Source organism: Ruegeria sp. BC1 (assembly GCF_056539305.1).
In genome coordinates, this window is sequence record NZ_JBQFUT010000001.1 from 83,221 (window position 1) to 98,960 (window position 15,740).

The window sequence follows — 15,740 nt, forward strand, 5'->3', positions numbered from 1 at the left end:
GGCGTATACGGATAAACTGGAAAACGCGCCAAAGCTGAGTATAGTCCGGCGATCAACCCGAGGAACCTTGATCGATGAATGTGCATCCCCGTGACATTGATGACGCACCTGACCATGATGAGGCCGCAGCGGCACTGAAAACACTGCGCGAATGGGCTGAAACGGCATCCGAGGCCGAAATCAATCAGCTCGACCCGGCAATTGTACGCCTTGTACCGAGATTGACTCAGATGAATTACCCATCGCTTTCGCGGGAATACCCCAGCGAATTTGAAGTCGATGCGGCCTATCGTGCGGGTTTGCCTGATCTTCAAAACGGGCCATCCAGTCTGATCCGTGGGGCCAAGCAGCAAATTCAGCATGTCGGCATTTCGAACTTTCGCCTGCCGATCCGGTTCCACCGCAAGCATGGTGAGGACCTGACGCTGGAGACCTCGATCACGGGGACGGTCAGCCTTGATGCCGAAAAGAAGGGCATCAACATGTCCCGGATCATGCGTTCGTTCTACAAACATGCCGAGCGCACATTCAGTTTTGAAGTCATTGAGGCCGCGCTGAACGACTATATGACTGATTTGGACAGCTTTGATGCGCGCATTCAGATGCGCTTTTCCTACCCGGATCGGGTGAAAAGCCTGCGATCTGGGCTGGAGGGGTATCAGTACTACGACATCGCGTTGGAACTGGTTGAACAGAATGGTGTGCGCCAGAAGATCATGCATCTGGACTATGTTTATTCGTCGACCTGTCCATGTTCACTGGAACTCAGCGAACATGCGCGTTCCCAGCGCGGTCAGTTGGCGACGCCGCATTCCCAGCGCTCGGTTGCCCGGATTTCGGTTGTGGTCGACTGTGACGCAGATTGTCTTTGGTTCGAAGACCTGATTGCGTTGTGCCGCCGTGCCGTGCCAACGGAAACCCAGGTGATGGTCAAACGCGAGGACGAACAGGCCTTTGCCGAGCTCAACGCCGCCAACCCGATCTTTGTGGAAGACGCGGCCCGCCTGTTCTGCGCCGAGCTGTTGGCCGACCATCACGTTGGTGATTTCCGAGTGGTGGCCAGCCATCAGGAAAGTCTGCACAGCCATGATGCGGTCTCGGTATTGACCGAGGGTCCGACGTTCGTGTCCGGCAGCCTCGATCCGCGTCTTTTCTCGACTTTGTTCCATGTTGGATAACTAAGCAGAACGGGCCTCGGGAAGTCTCAAAATTAGTCAACAGGCGAAATTTTGCCGCATCGCAGCAAATCATGCTGCGTATGCGAGGTATTTTGCGTTACACTGGCTTGGATTGCAGCCGTGGTGTGTGCCCAGAAGGTATCATGCTGCACTGAAAGGAAGCCGAGACGTGAAACGCCCCGGAACTTCAACCCTGAACAGCCCGCCCGAAGTGTCGGGGCGGGCAAGGATCTTCTTTCCCAGGGTGGTTGCACTGTTTTTTTACAGGAGAAACGACTAATGAATCCGATTACCCAACCGCTGGAATTTCAGGCGGCGGCTATTCGTATGGCTGGATACGCGGTTAGCAACCAACTGAAGATCATGCAAATTCTGGCCAACTCGGCCATGGAGCTGCCGTTTGTTCCGGTCCATGCGCTGCACGCGTCGGCGGCGACCCCTGCGCCAGTTGAGCCAAAGCCAGAGTTCCGGTCCAAGGCAAAAGCGAACAAGCCCGCAGTCAAGGCTGAAGCGGCGCCTACTGCAAAATCTAAGCCGACCGCACGGGCAAAGACAGCAGTGAAGCCAAAGGCCGAATCACCCAAGCCTGCGTCCCCTAAGAAAGCTGCTGTTCGGACCAAAACGTCGCCAGCGAAACCAGCGAACAAGGCAAATCCACAGATACCGGCGCCCACCGCCGTAACCGCGTCAATGGCCGAAACACCCACGCGTGCTGCGGCTAATGCAAAGCCCGCGCCCAAGGCACAAGTTGCCAAACCCACCGCTGCAAAAGCGGCGGCCAAGCCTTCGGTTGCCAAAACGGTTAAGGTTAAGCCCGCTGAGGTCAAAGCCGAAGTTAAACCCGCAGCCCCAAAGCCTGTGGCGGCAAAGACACCAGCAAAACCTGCGGCGCCCAAACCGGCAGGCACACCTGCGGCTCTCAAGACACAGGCTTCAACACCTGCGGCACCTAAAGCAGCTGCTCCCGTCGCCAAACCGGCAGCCACAAAATCCACGCCGAATGTCACAGCAACCAAAGCGGAAACTGCTCAGGCTCCGGCACCGCAACGCCGGACGCGCGCGCCTTCTAAGCCACCTGCGATGCCCAAGCCCGCCAGCAAAACAGAAGGGTAATACCGGACATCCGCTTGACACAGTCGTGCAGGCGCGCCAACGCTGCGCCTCATGACGGACATGCGCCCGGTTGGATATGTGATTGGCCTGTTGGTCGCCATTCTTGGGGCGACCATGATGCTGCCTATGCTTGCGGACTTTATCGAAGGCCGTGGCCAGTGGCATGTGTTCTTGGAAAGCGGCATCATTACAATCCTGACAGGCGTGGTTCTGTCCATCAGCTGCTCGAACGGGGTGGGCGAAGGTCTGACGATCCGTCAGACCTTTCTGCTGACCACTGGTGTCTGGGTGGCGCTGCCGTTTTTTGGTGCTATCCCGTTTTTGCTGGGTGAGACAGAACTGCGATTTGTCGATGCCTATTTCGAGGCGATGTCTGGGTTGACGACCACCGGCTCGACCGTCATTTCGGGGCTCGATGAACTGCCGCAGGGGTTGCTGCTGTGGCGGGGCCTTCTGCAATGGCTGGGCGGTATCGGCATTATTGTTGTCGCCATGGTGTTTCTGCCCGAACTTCGGGTTGGCGGAATGCAGATTTTCCGCTCGGAAGGGTTTGAAACCATGGGGAAAATCCTGCCGCGCGCGCAGGAAATTGCGGGACAGATATCCCTGATTTACGTCTTTCTGACCTTTGTCTGCGCACTCGTTTACGCTGGACTGGGCATGAGCTTTTTTGACGCGATAGTCCACGCTATGACGACTATCGCAACCGGCGGGTTTTCCAATTACGATTCATCCTTTGGAACGTTTTCTGGGCCAACGGAATACGCGGCCTCTGTGTTCATGGTTCTCGCGGCCCTGCCGTTCGTACGTTACGTGCAGTTTGCCAACGGCAACACCACCTCGATCTGGCATGATAGTCAGATACGGGCCTTTCTGGCGACAATACTGGTGCTGGTCGTGATCATGGCGGCCTTTCTGACGTCGGTGTTCCCGCATCACTGGGAGCAGGCATTCCGGGAATCCCTTTTCAATATCACCTCGATCATTTCCGGCACCGGTTATGCCAGCGTGGATTATATGGGGTGGGGCAGTTTCCCGGTCATGTTGTTCTTTCTGATCGGCCTGATTGGAGGCTGCGCGGGTTCGACGGCCTGTTCGATCAAAATCTTCCGGTATCAGTTGCTTTTCGCCTCGATCAAAACGCAGATCCAGAGAATCCGAACGCCGCATGGTGTGTTTAGGCCGCAATATGACGGGCGCACCATCGGGACAGACGTGCTGACATCGGTGATGAGCTTTTTCATGTTCTTCGTGGTGTCATTGGGGGTGCTGGCCTGGGCACTTGCTTTGACGGGGCTGGACTTCATCACGTCGGTCTCGGGCGCAGCAACGGCTCTGGCTAATGTGGGGCCAGGTTTGGGGTCACAGATCGGGCCCGCTGGCAACTTTGCGGGGCTGAACGATACTGCGAAATGGCTGTTGTCGGTCGGCATGTTGGTCGGGCGACTGGAACTGCTGGCCGTCTACGCACTGTTTACCGTCCAATTCTGGAGAAATTGATGAAAAGACCTCTTGGAGCCCAAATTTCACATATGCTGAAGGACAGGGGTGTTGATGTGATTTTTGGCATACCTGGGGTGCATAACCAGGAAATGTACCGCGGCATCGAAGAAGCCGGTATCACGCATGTACTGGCCCGGCACGAGCAAGGTGCAGGTTTCATGGCTGACGGTTACGCGCGTGCAACAGGAAAACCGGGGGTGGCTTACGTGATCACTGGGCCGGGCCTTTGCAATATCATGACACCAATGGGGCAGGCCTATACGGATTCAGTGCCTTTGCTGGTGATGTCTTCGTGTCTGGACGATCCGCAGCGGGTTCAGGGGCAATTGCACCAGATGAAAGATCAGCGTGCTGCAGCCGAGGGCGTGGCGGATTGGTCGCATCAGGCCAGTACCGCTCAGGCGGCATATGGTCTGGTTGAACGTGCTTTTGAAGAATTCGAATTGTCCCGCCCGCGACCCAAGCACATTCAGGTGCCGATCGCGCAGCTGGAGGCTGAGGTCGATCCCGCGCCATTTCCCAACCAGCCAGGTCTGCGCACCAAGGTTTTGCCACCGGATTTGGGTCCAGTGTTGTCGCTGCTCAATATCGCGCAACGACCACTGTTCATTCTCGGCGGCGGAGCGCGGTCCAATCTGTGGCGACAAATCCTGACCCAACTGGGGGCTGCCTGTTTCACAACCTTCGCCGGGCGCGGGATGGCGGGGCAGGGTTATGCGCTGGATTTCGGCGCAGCGCTGACGCGCCCGGGCAGCGCTGACGTAATCGGATCGGCCGATCTTGTGGTCGCGGTTGGTGCTGAACTGGGCGAAGTTGATTTGTGGCGCGATTCGCTGGGTTATAGCTCTCACCTTGTGCGGGTCGATCTTGATCCCAAAGTTCTGTCTGATCACCACCGGGCGGCGATCAAGCTGCAAGCTGATGGGGAAAGCTTTGCTCATGCGCTTTGGGCGGCGATTGACAACGCGAAGCCCGCGAAAGGCTGGACCAGTGACGAAGTCGCCGAGGCCCGCAATCGCTGGCGCGCCGAAGCAGACGCCGAACGTCCGGGAATTGTTCCCGTGTTGAACGCGTTGCGGGAGGCCATGCCTGTCGGCACAATGATCTACTCTGACATGACCCAATTCGCCTATGTCGCCAAAGAGGTTTGGGACATGGCTTATCCATACCACTGGCATCATCCGACCGGCTTCGGCACGTTGGGTTATGCTCTGCCCGCGGGAATTGGCGGCGCGGTCGCGCGTCGGGGCAAACCTACGGCGGTGATCGCGGGGGATTACGGGTTTCACTATACCATGATGGAGCTAGGTGTGGCTGTCGAACTGGGTTTGTCCTTGCCCATCATCTTGTGGGATAACGGCAAGCTGAAAGAGATCGAAGACAGTATGGTTCGCGGCCAGATTGCCCCGAACGCAGTCGTCGCGCATAACCCGGATTTCTGCAAGCTGGCCGAAGCGTTTGGCGCACGGTCCGCAGCTCCGTCTAATTTGGAAGAGATGCAGGCCGACGTTCGTGCGGCCTTCGATGCCCCGGTTCCGACCCTGATCCGGGTAACCCCCGATATCACCTAAAAAAAGCCGCCCAAAGGGGCTGCGTTTCAAGGGTTTTCCGCAACTCAATCCCAACAATGCACCAGCACGGTCATACCATTTGCCCTGCGGCTGAGTTCATTGGGTGAGATTTCAGCGGTTGATTGGCTGGGTTGACCAGCTACGCCAGCTTTGGACAGAACCTCATTCAACCGATCCGCCGTGGCTGCAAGACTAACCGAGCCGGGCAGAGTACGTCCCTCGGATGGGGTAGGAAGCAGCATACCGACAACCTGACCGTTGTCGTCAAATACTGGACCACCCGCATCACCCGGCTGAGCGGCCAGCGCCAGACGTTTCACTCCGTCCTCACCGTTCAGGCCGCGCACATCAGCTATTTGGCCATAGGTCAGCGTCGGTGCGCCCAACGCACCCTGATAGGAAAAGCCCGAAACCGCGACCTCGGATTGAATTCTGGGTTTATCGGCACTGAATTCGGCAATGCTGATCGGGACCAGTGTGCGGCTGGGGCGCAGAACCGCGACGCCCAGATCGTTATCGGTTAGTGCAACCTGAACCTCCTGATCGCCGCCCAGCGTGATCCGTGTACAGCTTTCAGCCGCCTCCGAAACCGTCAAGACCGTGCCGTTTGCATCGGTGAAGAACCCAGAGCGGGACAGCCGGGGTTTGCGCACCTGCAAGCCCGACACCAGATCGATCCGTTGTTCGACATCCGCGCCTGCACCGGCGTCCAATACTGCGTCATTGGCGACGAAGCTGGCCTTGATCGCCGCCAGAACCCGTGCTCGGCGGGCGTCGTCACCTTCCGGCCAGACCAAAGTAAAGCCTTTGATCTGATCATCCTTCAGTGTTGCCTCGGTATAGGACACGATCCCGTTGCCGCGTCCTTCCAGCGTAAAGCCGTTGCGGCGCAATTCCCGAGGGCCGTCCAGCGGTACAATTTCCAGGGACTGCAACACCTCGTATAGTGCCCGCAACGTCGCCTTGTCGCCTTTCTGGCTGATCAGCAGAGCCTTGGCACCCAGATCGGTTGTGCCATTGAAATGGGCGAACGGGGCCTCATAGCGGTCAAAGGCAATGACGCCCAAGGGCAGATCCAGATCAATGCCGGCCTGCGTATCCGAATGCCGTCCCATACCAACGCTGAGCAGCGGCGCATTGTAGTCGTCCATCAGCGCTTTGCGCTGAGCCGAGGTCAGGACGCCTGTTGCCTCGTGACCATTGAACCGCTGCCAGTCTCCCATCGAACGACGCGTGCCCTGACCGAATGCGCCGTCAATTGTCGAGTTGTAGAATCCTGCCGCTTTAAGCGCAGTTTGCAAGCTCTTGCGTTCCTGTGCTGTCAAAAGGCGTTCGGATTGCAAGGCTTGTGCCCGCGTTTCGTCCGCAGGTTCGGGTGTCAGCCCGGGCACGGGTTGTTCAGATTGCGATGTGTTGTCCACCGGCGGTACCACTGCATCCCTATCGAGAATACTTGAACCAACAGGCCAGAATTGCTGACCCAGAGAACTTGAGAACGCGATATAGCTGTCTGCCGGGATCTGGCCTTCGGCCCGATAAACACGCAGAACCTGCTCGGCATCACTGCGTAAATAAGGACCAATAACAATGGCATACCAGCCAGAGTTCAGGCGAAATCCGTTCACATCAGGTAGGCTGTTGGAATAAGCTTGTGCCCGTTCCTGGGCCTCGCGCAGTGAGGGTTGAGCCTCAACCTGAACCCAGACGCCCTCGTCCTGCTGCGCAAATACAGCGCGCACGCTGAAGAGAAATAGAAACAAAATTGCAGTGAATATGCGTGTCATTGTCTGCCCGTGTCCGCAGTGTTTTAGCTTTGCTGCAGACTACGCGATTTGCAGTGGGGAATGCCATGCCCGGAATACGGGGAATTTCCAGTGTGGCGGCGCAGTGACAGCGCGCGGGCATTGGCCCGTTGACGCCCCTCGGCCCCTTGCATAGGAAGGGCAAAACCGACCGGAACCGGGCGCAGCTGCGTCCAAAGGGAATGTCATGACCGAACAGTCCAGCGCACCACGTTCTTTTCAGGAAATTATCCTGCGACTTCAGACCTATTGGGCTTCCAAGGGCTGCGCCATCCTGCAACCTTATGACATGGAAGTTGGGGCAGGTACCTTTCACCCGGCCACCACGTTGCGCGCATTGGGATCAAAAGCTTGGGCTGCCGCCTATGTGCAACCGTCCCGGCGCCCGACGGACGGACGGTATGGTGAAAACCCGAACCGGTTGCAGCATTACTACCAGTATCAGGTGTTGATCAAACCTAGCCCGCCGGACCTACAAGAGCTATATCTGGGCTCGCTCGAGGCCATCGGCATCGACATGAACCTGCACGACATCCGCTTTGTCGAGGATGACTGGGAAAGCCCGACCCTTGGTGCATGGGGGCTGGGTTGGGAAGTTTGGTGCGACGGCATGGAAGTCAGCCAGTTCACCTATTTCCAGCAGGTTGGCGGTCATGATTGTGCTCCGGTGTCGGGCGAGCTGACCTATGGGCTCGAACGTCTGGCGATGTATGTGCTGGGCATCGATCACGTGATGGACATGCCCTTCAACGACCCGCAATCGCCCAGCCCGCTTACTTATGGCGACATCTTCAAGCAGACTGAAGAGGAATATGCCCGCTGGAACTTTGACGTAGCCAACACCGAAGTTCTTTTGCGTCATTTTGAAGAGGCGGAAACCGAATGCGCCACCATTCTGGCGCAGGAACACGACGACCCGAAGACTGGTAAGCGTATCATCATGGCGCATCCGGCCTATGACCAATGCATCAAGGCGTCCCATATCTTTAACCTGCTGGACGCGCGGGGGGTGATCTCAGTGACGGAACGGCAGGCTTATATCGGGCGTGTTCGTGCACTGGCCAAGCAATGCGCCGACGCCTTTGTTCAGACCGGGGCCGCCGGGTTCGAGGGCTAATGAGGGGTTCAGGCCAATCCCGGCAAAAGCACCTTCAACCCGTCTGCAATCATGCTGATGGCAATGGCCGACAGGATCATGCCCATGAAACGGCTCATGATGACGCGTGCGTTGTCCGACAGCCGCTTGGACAGGGCCGAGGCATTCCAGAAGGTGATGAACAGCAGAAACAGAACGGCCAGAAAGACGCCTGCGTAAATAATGGCGTCCTTGGGTTTCGAGATGTGGTGCGCGTACAGGATCAGCGTCGTGATCGTGCCGGGGCCGACCAGAATGGGAAATGCCAGCGGGTAGAAAGCCACGGTGTCGGGTTCGGGATACGTTTCTTTTTCCCCTTCGGTTCCGTGATGCGTGGTGCTTTCGGTGCCGCTCAGCATATGCAGGCCGATCATCAGAACGACCAGACCGCCCGCAACACGCAGATCGTCTACGCTGATGCCGAACAGACCCAATGCCTTATTGCCAATGGCTGCGAAAGCGGTGCCAAGGATCAGGCAATAGGTAGCCGTTTTGATCGCAACCTTGCGCTGGTCGGCTGGCTTCAGGCCGTCGGTCACGCTGAGAAAAACGGGCAGGTTGGTGATTGGGTTCATGATGGCAAACAATGCGCCGAAAAACCCAACGGCAAGGGTCGAATCCATGTCAAAAGCCCTGTTTCTACCTGTATCGTTTTGGAAACTGGCCTAATTCCTCTGAAGATGAAAGAGGCGGCGTGATCGGGATGCTCACAAGATGACAGGAAAGCTACTTGCAATCATTCTCATGGTCTCTGCGGCTTTGGCCGGTGCGGGCATGTATTACCTGCAGGTGTACGGGTTTTACTACGACGTCACACCGCAACCCGGCGAGGATGTGGTTTTGCTGACCAGGGATGCCGAAACCACGAAGCCGATTTCGTATACCAATTTTCAGGCGATCAATGCGGATAGCTCGCCAATTCGCTATCGGGCCTGTTTTGAGACCGATGTGACGGCCGAGGATCTGGCTGCATACCAGCAGGTTGAAAATGCAGAACCCCTGACTGCTCCTGGGTGGTTTGATTGTTACAACGCGGTTGCAATAGCTGATGCCCTCAGAACCGGGCAGGCGCAGGCTTTTATGGGGGTGAAGAATGTCCAGTATGGTGTTGATCGAATTGTTGCTGTGACCACAGATGGTAAAGGCTATGTCTGGCACGCGCTGAACAATTGCGGTGAAAAGGCCTATGACGGAACTGTGGTGGGCGAGGAATGCCCGCCGCGCCCGGAAAACTGAGGTTGGTTGATGACCGAAGGTGCGTTGCAAATCCCGGACTTTCTGACCGCGACTCTTGGGTTTGCGGTCTATCTGATTGGTGCCGAGATCAATGCACGAGTCGCAACCTTGCGCCAGTTTAACATACCGGAACCTGTAACCGGCGGGCTGCTGGCGTCTCTGGTGGTGTTGGCCCTGTATCTCAGTTTCGATCTTGAGCTTTCGTTCGGATTGGCAGCCCGCGATTTTCTGTTGCTTGTGTTCTTTGCTGGGATCGGTCTGAACGCTCGTCTTTCCGACCTTATTGCAGGGGGTAAACCTCTGCTGATCCTGCTGGTTCTGACCCTTGTAACCATTCTGGCCCAAAACGTGATTGGTGCAGTGGGGGCGGCCATGTTTGGGTATCCCGCACAGGCTGGCGTGCTGTTCGGATCGGCGGCGCTGATCGGCGGTCATGGCACTGCAATCGCCTGGGCGCCCGAGGTGGCCTCTGCAACCGGACTGGCGGGCGCAACCGAACTGGGGGTTGCCGTGGCCACGCTGGGCCTTGTTCTGGCTGCCTTGGTCGGTGGCCCGATTGCGCGCCTTCTGGTCGAAGGCCGCCACCTTGTACCCGACCGGCCGGATGAAGCGCATACAATTGGTTTGCCCGACACGCCCGACAGCCAATTGTCGTCAATTGACCACCTGACAATCATGCGCGTTCTGCTGCATCTGAATGTGGCAATCATCCTGGGCTATATGCTGTCCGAAGTGATCACCGCTGCGGGGCTGAAACTGCCGCTGTTCGTGCCCTGTCTGATCATGGGGATTGTCATCGCCAACCTTCGCACGGCTTTTGCCCCTAAAGCACCGCCTGTATCGCGCACGCCATCGCTCGCGCTGATCTCCGAGTTTTCTCTGGGCGCGTTTCTGGCGATGTCTCTGATGAGCCTGCAACTCTGGACCATTACCGAGCTCGGGCTGGCCATCGCCGTCATCATGTCCGCACAGACCTTGTTTACCGTCGCTTTTGTGATCTGGGTGCTGTTCCCCGTGATGGGCAGCAACTACCGGGCCGCCGTTCTGGCTGCTGGGTTTGGCGGGTTCGCCCTCGGCGCGACCCCCACTGCCATCGCCAATATGACCGCCGTAACCAAGCGATATGGCCCGTCGCCTATTGCCTTTATCGTGCTGCCCCTTGTATCCGCCTTTTTTGTGGATATCGCCAATGCCATCGTCATCCAGACGATCGTCAATTTCTAAGGACCGAAAATGCCCGACCTGCTGATCGAACTGTTTTCCGAGGAAATCCCCGCCCGTATGCAAGTCCGTGCGGGCGAGGACCTGAAAAAGCGGATCACCGACGGTTTGGTCGAGGCCGGTCTGACCTATGCCGGGGCCGCTGCCCTGACCACCCCGCGCCGCCTGACACTGGCGATCGAGGGGCTGCTGGCTGAGAGCCCGACGGTCCGCGAAGAACGCAAAGGTCCGAAAGTCGGCGCGCCTGACAAAGCTATCGAAGGGTTTCTGCGCGGCGCGGGCCTGACCCGTGGCCAGCTTGAGGAACGCGAGACCCCCAAGGGCGCGGTCTATTTCGCCACAATCGAAAAACCCGGTCGCCCGGCGGCCGAGATCGTGGCTGAAGTGCTTGAGGCGACGATCCGCAACTTCCCATGGCCCAAGTCTATGCGTTGGGGTAGCGGTGCGTTGCGCTGGGTGCGCCCGTTGCATTCGATCCTGTGCATCCTCAGCGATGAGGCCGGGGCGCAGGTCGTGCCGCTTGAGGTCGAAGGCATCAAATCCGGCGATACCACCGCAGGGCACCGCTTTATGGCCCCCAACCGCTTTTCAATCACGTCGTTCGACGACTACGCCGCCAAGCTAAAGCGCGCTTTTGTGGTGCTGAACCCCGCAGACCGTGCCGAGCATATCTGGAACGACGCCCAGAACATGGCCTTTGCCGCCGGTCTGGAAGTGGTCGATGACAAGGGCCTGCTGGCCGAGGTTGCCGGACTGGTCGAATGGCCGGTGGTGCTGATGGGGCAGATCGACGAAGAGTTCCTCGAATTGCCGCCCGAGGTGCTGCAGACCTCGATGAAAGAGCATCAGAAGTTCTTTTCCGTGAAGAACTCGAAAACGGGCCGGATCGAGCGTTTCATCACCGTTGCCAACCGCGAGACCACGGATAACGGCGCGACCATTCTGGCGGGGAACCAAAAGGTGCTGTCGGCCCGTCTGGCCGATGCAAAGTTCTTTTGGGAGAACGACCTGCGCGTTGCCAAATCGGACATCACCCAATGGACCCGCGCGCTGGAGAACGTGACATTCCACAACAAGCTGGGCACACAGGCCGAGCGGATCGACCGCATCGCCGCACTGGCCCGCGAACTGGCCCCGGTGACCGGTGCGGATGCCGATCAGGCCGAGAAAGCCGCGCGTCTGGCCAAGGCCGATCTGAACTCGGAAATGGTCTATGAATTCCCCGAACTTCAGGGGCTTATGGGGCGGTATTACATCGAAGCGGCGGGCGAAGACGCCGCCGTTGCTGCCGTGGCGCAGGAGCATTACTCGCCGCTGGGGCCGTCGGATGACGTGCCGACCGCACCACTGTCGGTGACCGTGGCGTTGGCCGACAAGCTGGACACACTGACCGGTTTCTGGGCGATTGATGAGAAACCGACCGGATCGAAAGACCCGTTTGCCCTGCGCCGGGCGGCGTTGGGGGTTATCCGGTTGGTGCTGACGAATGATCTGCGCGTAAAACTGCACGACTCTCAATCAAACCAACTCGGACGATGCAACGAGTCGATCGGCAATACGTCCGCTAAAGCTGCTAAAGAAGCAGCAAAGGTGTTCAAGGAAAAGACCGGAGGAGGCGCATCATTCGGACTTGGTGCGGCTATCACAGTTTCAAACCTAGTCGATGGCCGGCACGTTGACAGCAGATCGATCGACCTCCTGTCCTTCATTCACGACCGCCTCAAAGTCTTCCTCCGTGACGAAGGCATCCGTCACGACATCATCGACGCCTGTATCGCGATGGAGGGCAATGACGACCTCAACCTGCTGGTCAAACGCGCCCGTGCCCTGAATGCGGTGATCGCGACCGAGGATGGGGAAAACCTCGTGCAGGGGTTCAAGCGCGCCAACAACATCCTGACTCAGGCTGAGGAGAAGGACGGGGTCGAATACTCCTACGGTGCGGATGTGAAATTTGCCGAGACGGACAGTGAAAAGGCGCTTTTTGCAGCCCTCGACGCGGCACAGGGCCAGATCAATGCGGCATTGAAGACCGAAGATTTCCCCGCCGCCATGTCCGCCATGGCGGCGCTGCGCGGTCCGGTCGATGCGTTTTTTGAAGATGTTCAGGTCAACACCGACAATGACATCCTGCGCCGTAACCGCCTGAACCTGCTTAGCCAGATCCGTCAGGTCTGTTCCAGTGTGGCCGACCTCAGCAAGATCGAAGGCTAGATCAGAACGCCCTTGCGCCATTGGTGCAGGGGCTTATGCTGCGGTGAAATCAAAAGGTGCCGCAGTGCAGAATAACCCGCATACCACTCTGATCACTCCTGATGCGCCCGTTGCCGCCAATACCCATGGTGGACGGGCCAAATGTCTGCAACGTCTGGCGCGTCTGGATCTGCCGGTACCAAAGACAGTGGCGCTGTCTTTCGATGCCGTTCATCGGATTGCGGAAGGTGAGATGCCGGATATTGCAGCAGTTCTTGATCAATTCGATCAGACCGCGCTGTTGTGTGTCCGGCCCAGCTCGGAAGACCCAGACTGGGGCGGTCCCGGCGCGATCCTGAACATTGGCATGAACGATGCCCGCTATGTCGACCTGTCCGATCAAATAGGGGTCGAGGCTGCGGCCGCGTTGTATTTGCGGTTTGTCCAAAGTTACGCGGTCCATGTGGCACGTTTGGACGCTGATGTGTTCGACGAGATCGAGGCCGATGGCCGCGAAGGGCTGCGCCAGTCGCTTCGGGCTTATGAGGACGAGACTGACGAGGCTTTCCCTCAGAACCGCGGCGAGCAGTTGATCGCCGTTTTGCGGTCGATGGCGCGGGCCTGGGACGGAACTTCGGCCCGGTTGTTGCGTCAGGCCAAGGGTGCGCCAGCAGATGCGGGGCTTGGCCTGGTCATTCAGGAAATGGTTCCGGGCGTCGGGCAGGGTGAGTCCGGGTCAGGCGTGCTGCAATTGGTTGATCCGACGACAGGAATGCCGCAGATCACCGGCCGTTATCTGAGTCAAAGCCAGGGGCGGGACGCGCTTGGTGAAGGTGTTGCCGCGCTTTATCTGGAAAAGGACCCGCGCGGAATGTCGCTGGAAGAGGTCGCGCCCGAAGCATTTGCAGAACTCAAGGTGCATGCCGCGTTGATGCGGGTCAAGCTGCGCGAGGAAATGCAGGTCGAGTTCGTGATCGAGAATGGGCATGTCCACCTTTTGGATGGTGTGCGTGTGCAACGCAGCGCGCGGGCCGCATTGCGGATCGCGGTTCGGTTGGCCGAAGATGGCATCATCCCGCCGCAAGAGGCCGTGATGCGGATCGATCCGCATTCCCTGAACGAGATGCTGCACCGGCAGGTCCACCCCGAGGCAAAACGGGATGTGCTGACAACCGGTATTGCGGCCAGTCCGGGGGCAGCTACGGGCAAGATTGTGTTCACCGCCGCCGAAGCGCAGGCAAGCGCCGCGCGAGGAGAACCCTGTATTCTGGTGCGTCGTGAAACCTCGCCGGAAGATGTGCGCGGCATGCATGCGGCTGTGGCGGTGCTGACCGAAAAGGGCGGTATGACCAGCCATGCCGCCGTGATCGGTCGTGGACTCGGTTTGCCCTGTATCGTCGGCGCGTCCGAGATGCGTTTCCAGACCAAGAAGAAAATGCTGACCGCACCCGACGGGCGCGTGTTCAAGACAGGTGACACGCTGACGATCGACGGAACATCCGGTCAGGTATTGGCGGGGACGCCACAAATGCTGGAAGCGGCGCTGGATGATTGTTTTCAAACCCTCATGAGCTGGGCCGATGACGAACGCGACATTGCCATAAGGGCAAACGCAGATACACCGGCAGATGCACAGACCGCGCGGAACTTTCTGGCGGAAGGAATTGGCCTTTGTCGGACCGAGCACATGTTCTTTGACCCCGGACGGCTTACTGTGATGCGCGAGATGATCTTTGCGCAAACCCCCTCGGGCCGCGCTGCGGTGCTGGAGCGGCTTTTGCCGATGCAGCGCGAGGATTTTGTACAGCTGTTCCGCATCATGGAAGGGCAGCCCGTTTGCATCCGTCTGTTCGATCCTCCGCTGCACGAGTTCCTTCCCACCACACGCAGCGGCCAGCGTGAATTGGCCGAGGCATTGGATTTGCCGGTCTCGGACGTTGAACGACGCGTGGCAGCCATGACCGAGTATAATCCGATGCTTGGCCTGCGCGGTGTCCGATTGGGTGTAACTGTGCCCGAAATCTATGACATGCAGGCGCGCGCGATTTTTGAAGCCACGCTAGAGGCCAGCAAGGATGGCGCGCCGGTGGTGCCCGAAGTGATGATTCCGCTGGTTTCGGCCAAGCGGGAAGTCGAACTGGTCAAATCCCGAATTGATTCCGTCGCTGCCTCGGTTTCGACGGAGCAGGGGCAGGAAGTCGAGTACCGACTGGGCGTCATGGTTGAAACGCCCCGAGCCTGCTTGCGGGCGGATGAAATTGCGCCCCAGACCGCATTTCTGAGTTTCGGCACCAATGACCTGACCCAGATGACATATGGTCTGTCGCGCGATGATGCCGGTCGGTTTATGTCGGCCTATGTCCGTCAGGGCGTGTTTATCGAAGACCCGTTTCACGTTCTCGACCCCGACGGGGTCGGCGAATTGCTGAAACTTGGGGCGGAACGCGGGCGGAAGGTGCAACCGGACGTTACGCTGTCTGTGTGCGGCGAACATGGTGGTAACCCCGAATCAATCGCGATTTGCCGTGACCTGGGCTTTGACTATGTGTCCTGTTCCCCTTTCCGGGTGCCGGTTGCTCGGCTGGCTTCCGCTCAACTGGCGATTTCGTCCAGACTTGGGGGTTGACACTGCCTGTTCACCCAAGGATTAGTGGTTTTCATGCAACCCTGTAGCGGAATTATTTTTCTCTACGGGCGATTTTCCACTTGCATTTTCATCTAAGCTGGACGTTTGCAAAAGTCTGGGCTAAATGCCTCGTCGCGCCCGCCGGGGGAGGGTACGGCGCGT

General features: G+C 58.3%; 11 protein-coding genes. 9 read left to right on the plus strand and 2 right to left on the minus strand.

What is annotated here, in order from left to right; translation table 11 throughout:
- Positions 1 to 74 precede the first annotated feature (74 nt).
- The 4 genes from folE2 to ACR0IY_RS00490 all read left to right on the plus strand — a co-directional run bounded on the left by folE2 (position 75) and on the right by ACR0IY_RS00490 (position 5,365).
- Positions 75 to 1,178 carry a GTP cyclohydrolase FolE2 gene (folE2, locus tag ACR0IY_RS00475; protein WP_480669770.1) on the plus strand — a complete coding sequence of 368 codons (1,104 nt, stop codon included), beginning with the start codon at positions 75 to 77 and terminating at the stop codon, positions 1,176 to 1,178.
- Between the two features lie 279 nt (positions 1,179 to 1,457).
- Positions 1,458 to 2,291 (plus strand): hypothetical protein, encoded by an 834-nt coding sequence (locus tag ACR0IY_RS00480; RefSeq protein WP_480669772.1) that lies wholly within the window; start codon positions 1,458 to 1,460, stop codon positions 2,289 to 2,291.
- A 51-nt stretch (positions 2,292 to 2,342) separates the two neighbouring features.
- Entirely contained in the window at positions 2,343 to 3,791 is a 1,449-nt protein-coding gene (locus ACR0IY_RS00485; RefSeq protein WP_480669773.1) for a TrkH family potassium uptake protein, read from the plus strand.
- The gene (locus ACR0IY_RS00490; RefSeq protein WP_480669775.1) at positions 3,791 to 5,365 is read left to right on the plus strand and encodes a thiamine pyrophosphate-binding protein; all 1,575 of its coding nucleotides are present in this window, start codon (positions 3,791 to 3,793) and stop codon (positions 5,363 to 5,365) included. Before ACR0IY_RS00485 ends, ACR0IY_RS00490 begins: the two co-directional genes overlap by 1 nt.
- A 44-nt stretch (positions 5,366 to 5,409) precedes the next feature.
- Here the strand turns inward: ACR0IY_RS00490 and ACR0IY_RS00495 are convergent, their stop codons facing one another.
- Positions 5,410 to 7,149 (minus strand): serine protease, encoded by a 1,740-nt coding sequence (locus tag ACR0IY_RS00495; RefSeq protein ID WP_480669776.1) that lies wholly within the window; start codon positions 7,147 to 7,149, stop codon positions 5,410 to 5,412.
- Positions 7,150 to 7,354: 205 nt separating this feature from the next.
- On the opposite strand from ACR0IY_RS00495, the gene ACR0IY_RS00500 reads away from it, so the two are divergent.
- On the plus strand, positions 7,355 to 8,284 hold the full coding sequence (locus tag ACR0IY_RS00500; RefSeq protein ID WP_480669777.1) for a glycine--tRNA ligase subunit alpha: 930 nt from the start codon (positions 7,355 to 7,357) through the stop codon (positions 8,282 to 8,284).
- A gap of 8 nt (positions 8,285 to 8,292) precedes the next feature.
- Here ACR0IY_RS00500 and ACR0IY_RS00505 read toward each other — a convergent pair whose 3' ends face one another.
- Entirely contained in the window at positions 8,293 to 8,925 is a 633-nt protein-coding gene (locus tag ACR0IY_RS00505; protein WP_480669779.1) for a MarC family protein, read from the minus strand.
- A 91-nt stretch (positions 8,926 to 9,016) separates the two neighbouring features.
- On the opposite strand from ACR0IY_RS00505, the gene ACR0IY_RS00510 reads away from it, so the two are divergent.
- From ACR0IY_RS00510 to ACR0IY_RS00525, 4 genes are read left to right on the plus strand one after another with little or no spacing between them, the layout of a single operon-like run.
- Positions 9,017 to 9,538: a DUF6446 family protein gene (locus ACR0IY_RS00510; RefSeq protein WP_480669781.1), complete on the plus strand. Its 522-nt coding sequence runs from the start codon at positions 9,017 to 9,019 to the stop codon at positions 9,536 to 9,538.
- Positions 9,539 to 9,547: 9 nt separating this feature from the next.
- Complete coding sequence (gene gltS, locus ACR0IY_RS00515) at positions 9,548 to 10,762, plus strand: sodium/glutamate symporter (protein ID WP_480669783.1); 1,215 nt, start codon at positions 9,548 to 9,550, stop codon at positions 10,760 to 10,762.
- A gap of 9 nt (positions 10,763 to 10,771) precedes the next feature.
- Positions 10,772 to 12,973: a glycine--tRNA ligase subunit beta gene (glyS, locus tag ACR0IY_RS00520; RefSeq protein ID WP_480669784.1), complete on the plus strand. Its 2,202-nt coding sequence runs from the start codon at positions 10,772 to 10,774 to the stop codon at positions 12,971 to 12,973.
- A gap of 43 nt (positions 12,974 to 13,016) precedes the next feature.
- On the plus strand, positions 13,017 to 15,578 hold the full coding sequence (locus ACR0IY_RS00525) for a putative PEP-binding protein (protein WP_480669785.1): 2,562 nt from the start codon (positions 13,017 to 13,019) through the stop codon (positions 15,576 to 15,578).
- The last annotated feature ends 162 nt before the right edge of the window (positions 15,579 to 15,740 follow it).

Excerpts from the sequence above, each read along its gene's own strand:
- ACR0IY_RS00485 (WP_480669773.1), top strand. The coding sequence starts at position 2,343 with ATGACGGACATGCGCCCGGTTGGATATGTGATTGGCCTGTTGGTCGCC.
- ACR0IY_RS00490 (WP_480669775.1), top strand. The coding sequence starts at position 3,791 with ATGAAAAGACCTCTTGGAGCCCAAATTTCACATATGCTGAAGGACAGG.
- glyS (WP_480669784.1), top strand. The coding sequence starts at position 10,772 with ATGCCCGACCTGCTGATCGAACTGTTTTCCGAGGAAATCCCCGCCCGT.
- ACR0IY_RS00510 (WP_480669781.1), top strand. The coding sequence starts at position 9,017 with ATGACAGGAAAGCTACTTGCAATCATTCTCATGGTCTCTGCGGCTTTG.
- ACR0IY_RS00500 (WP_480669777.1), top strand. The coding sequence starts at position 7,355 with ATGACCGAACAGTCCAGCGCACCACGTTCTTTTCAGGAAATTATCCTG.
- ACR0IY_RS00480 (WP_480669772.1), top strand. The coding sequence starts at position 1,458 with ATGAATCCGATTACCCAACCGCTGGAATTTCAGGCGGCGGCTATTCGT.
- ACR0IY_RS00495 (WP_480669776.1), bottom strand. The coding sequence starts at position 7,149 with ATGACACGCATATTCACTGCAATTTTGTTTCTATTTCTCTTCAGCGTG.
- ACR0IY_RS00505 (WP_480669779.1), bottom strand. The coding sequence starts at position 8,925 with ATGGATTCGACCCTTGCCGTTGGGTTTTTCGGCGCATTGTTTGCCATC.
- gltS (WP_480669783.1), top strand. The coding sequence starts at position 9,548 with ATGACCGAAGGTGCGTTGCAAATCCCGGACTTTCTGACCGCGACTCTT.
- folE2 (WP_480669770.1), top strand. The coding sequence starts at position 75 with ATGAATGTGCATCCCCGTGACATTGATGACGCACCTGACCATGATGAG.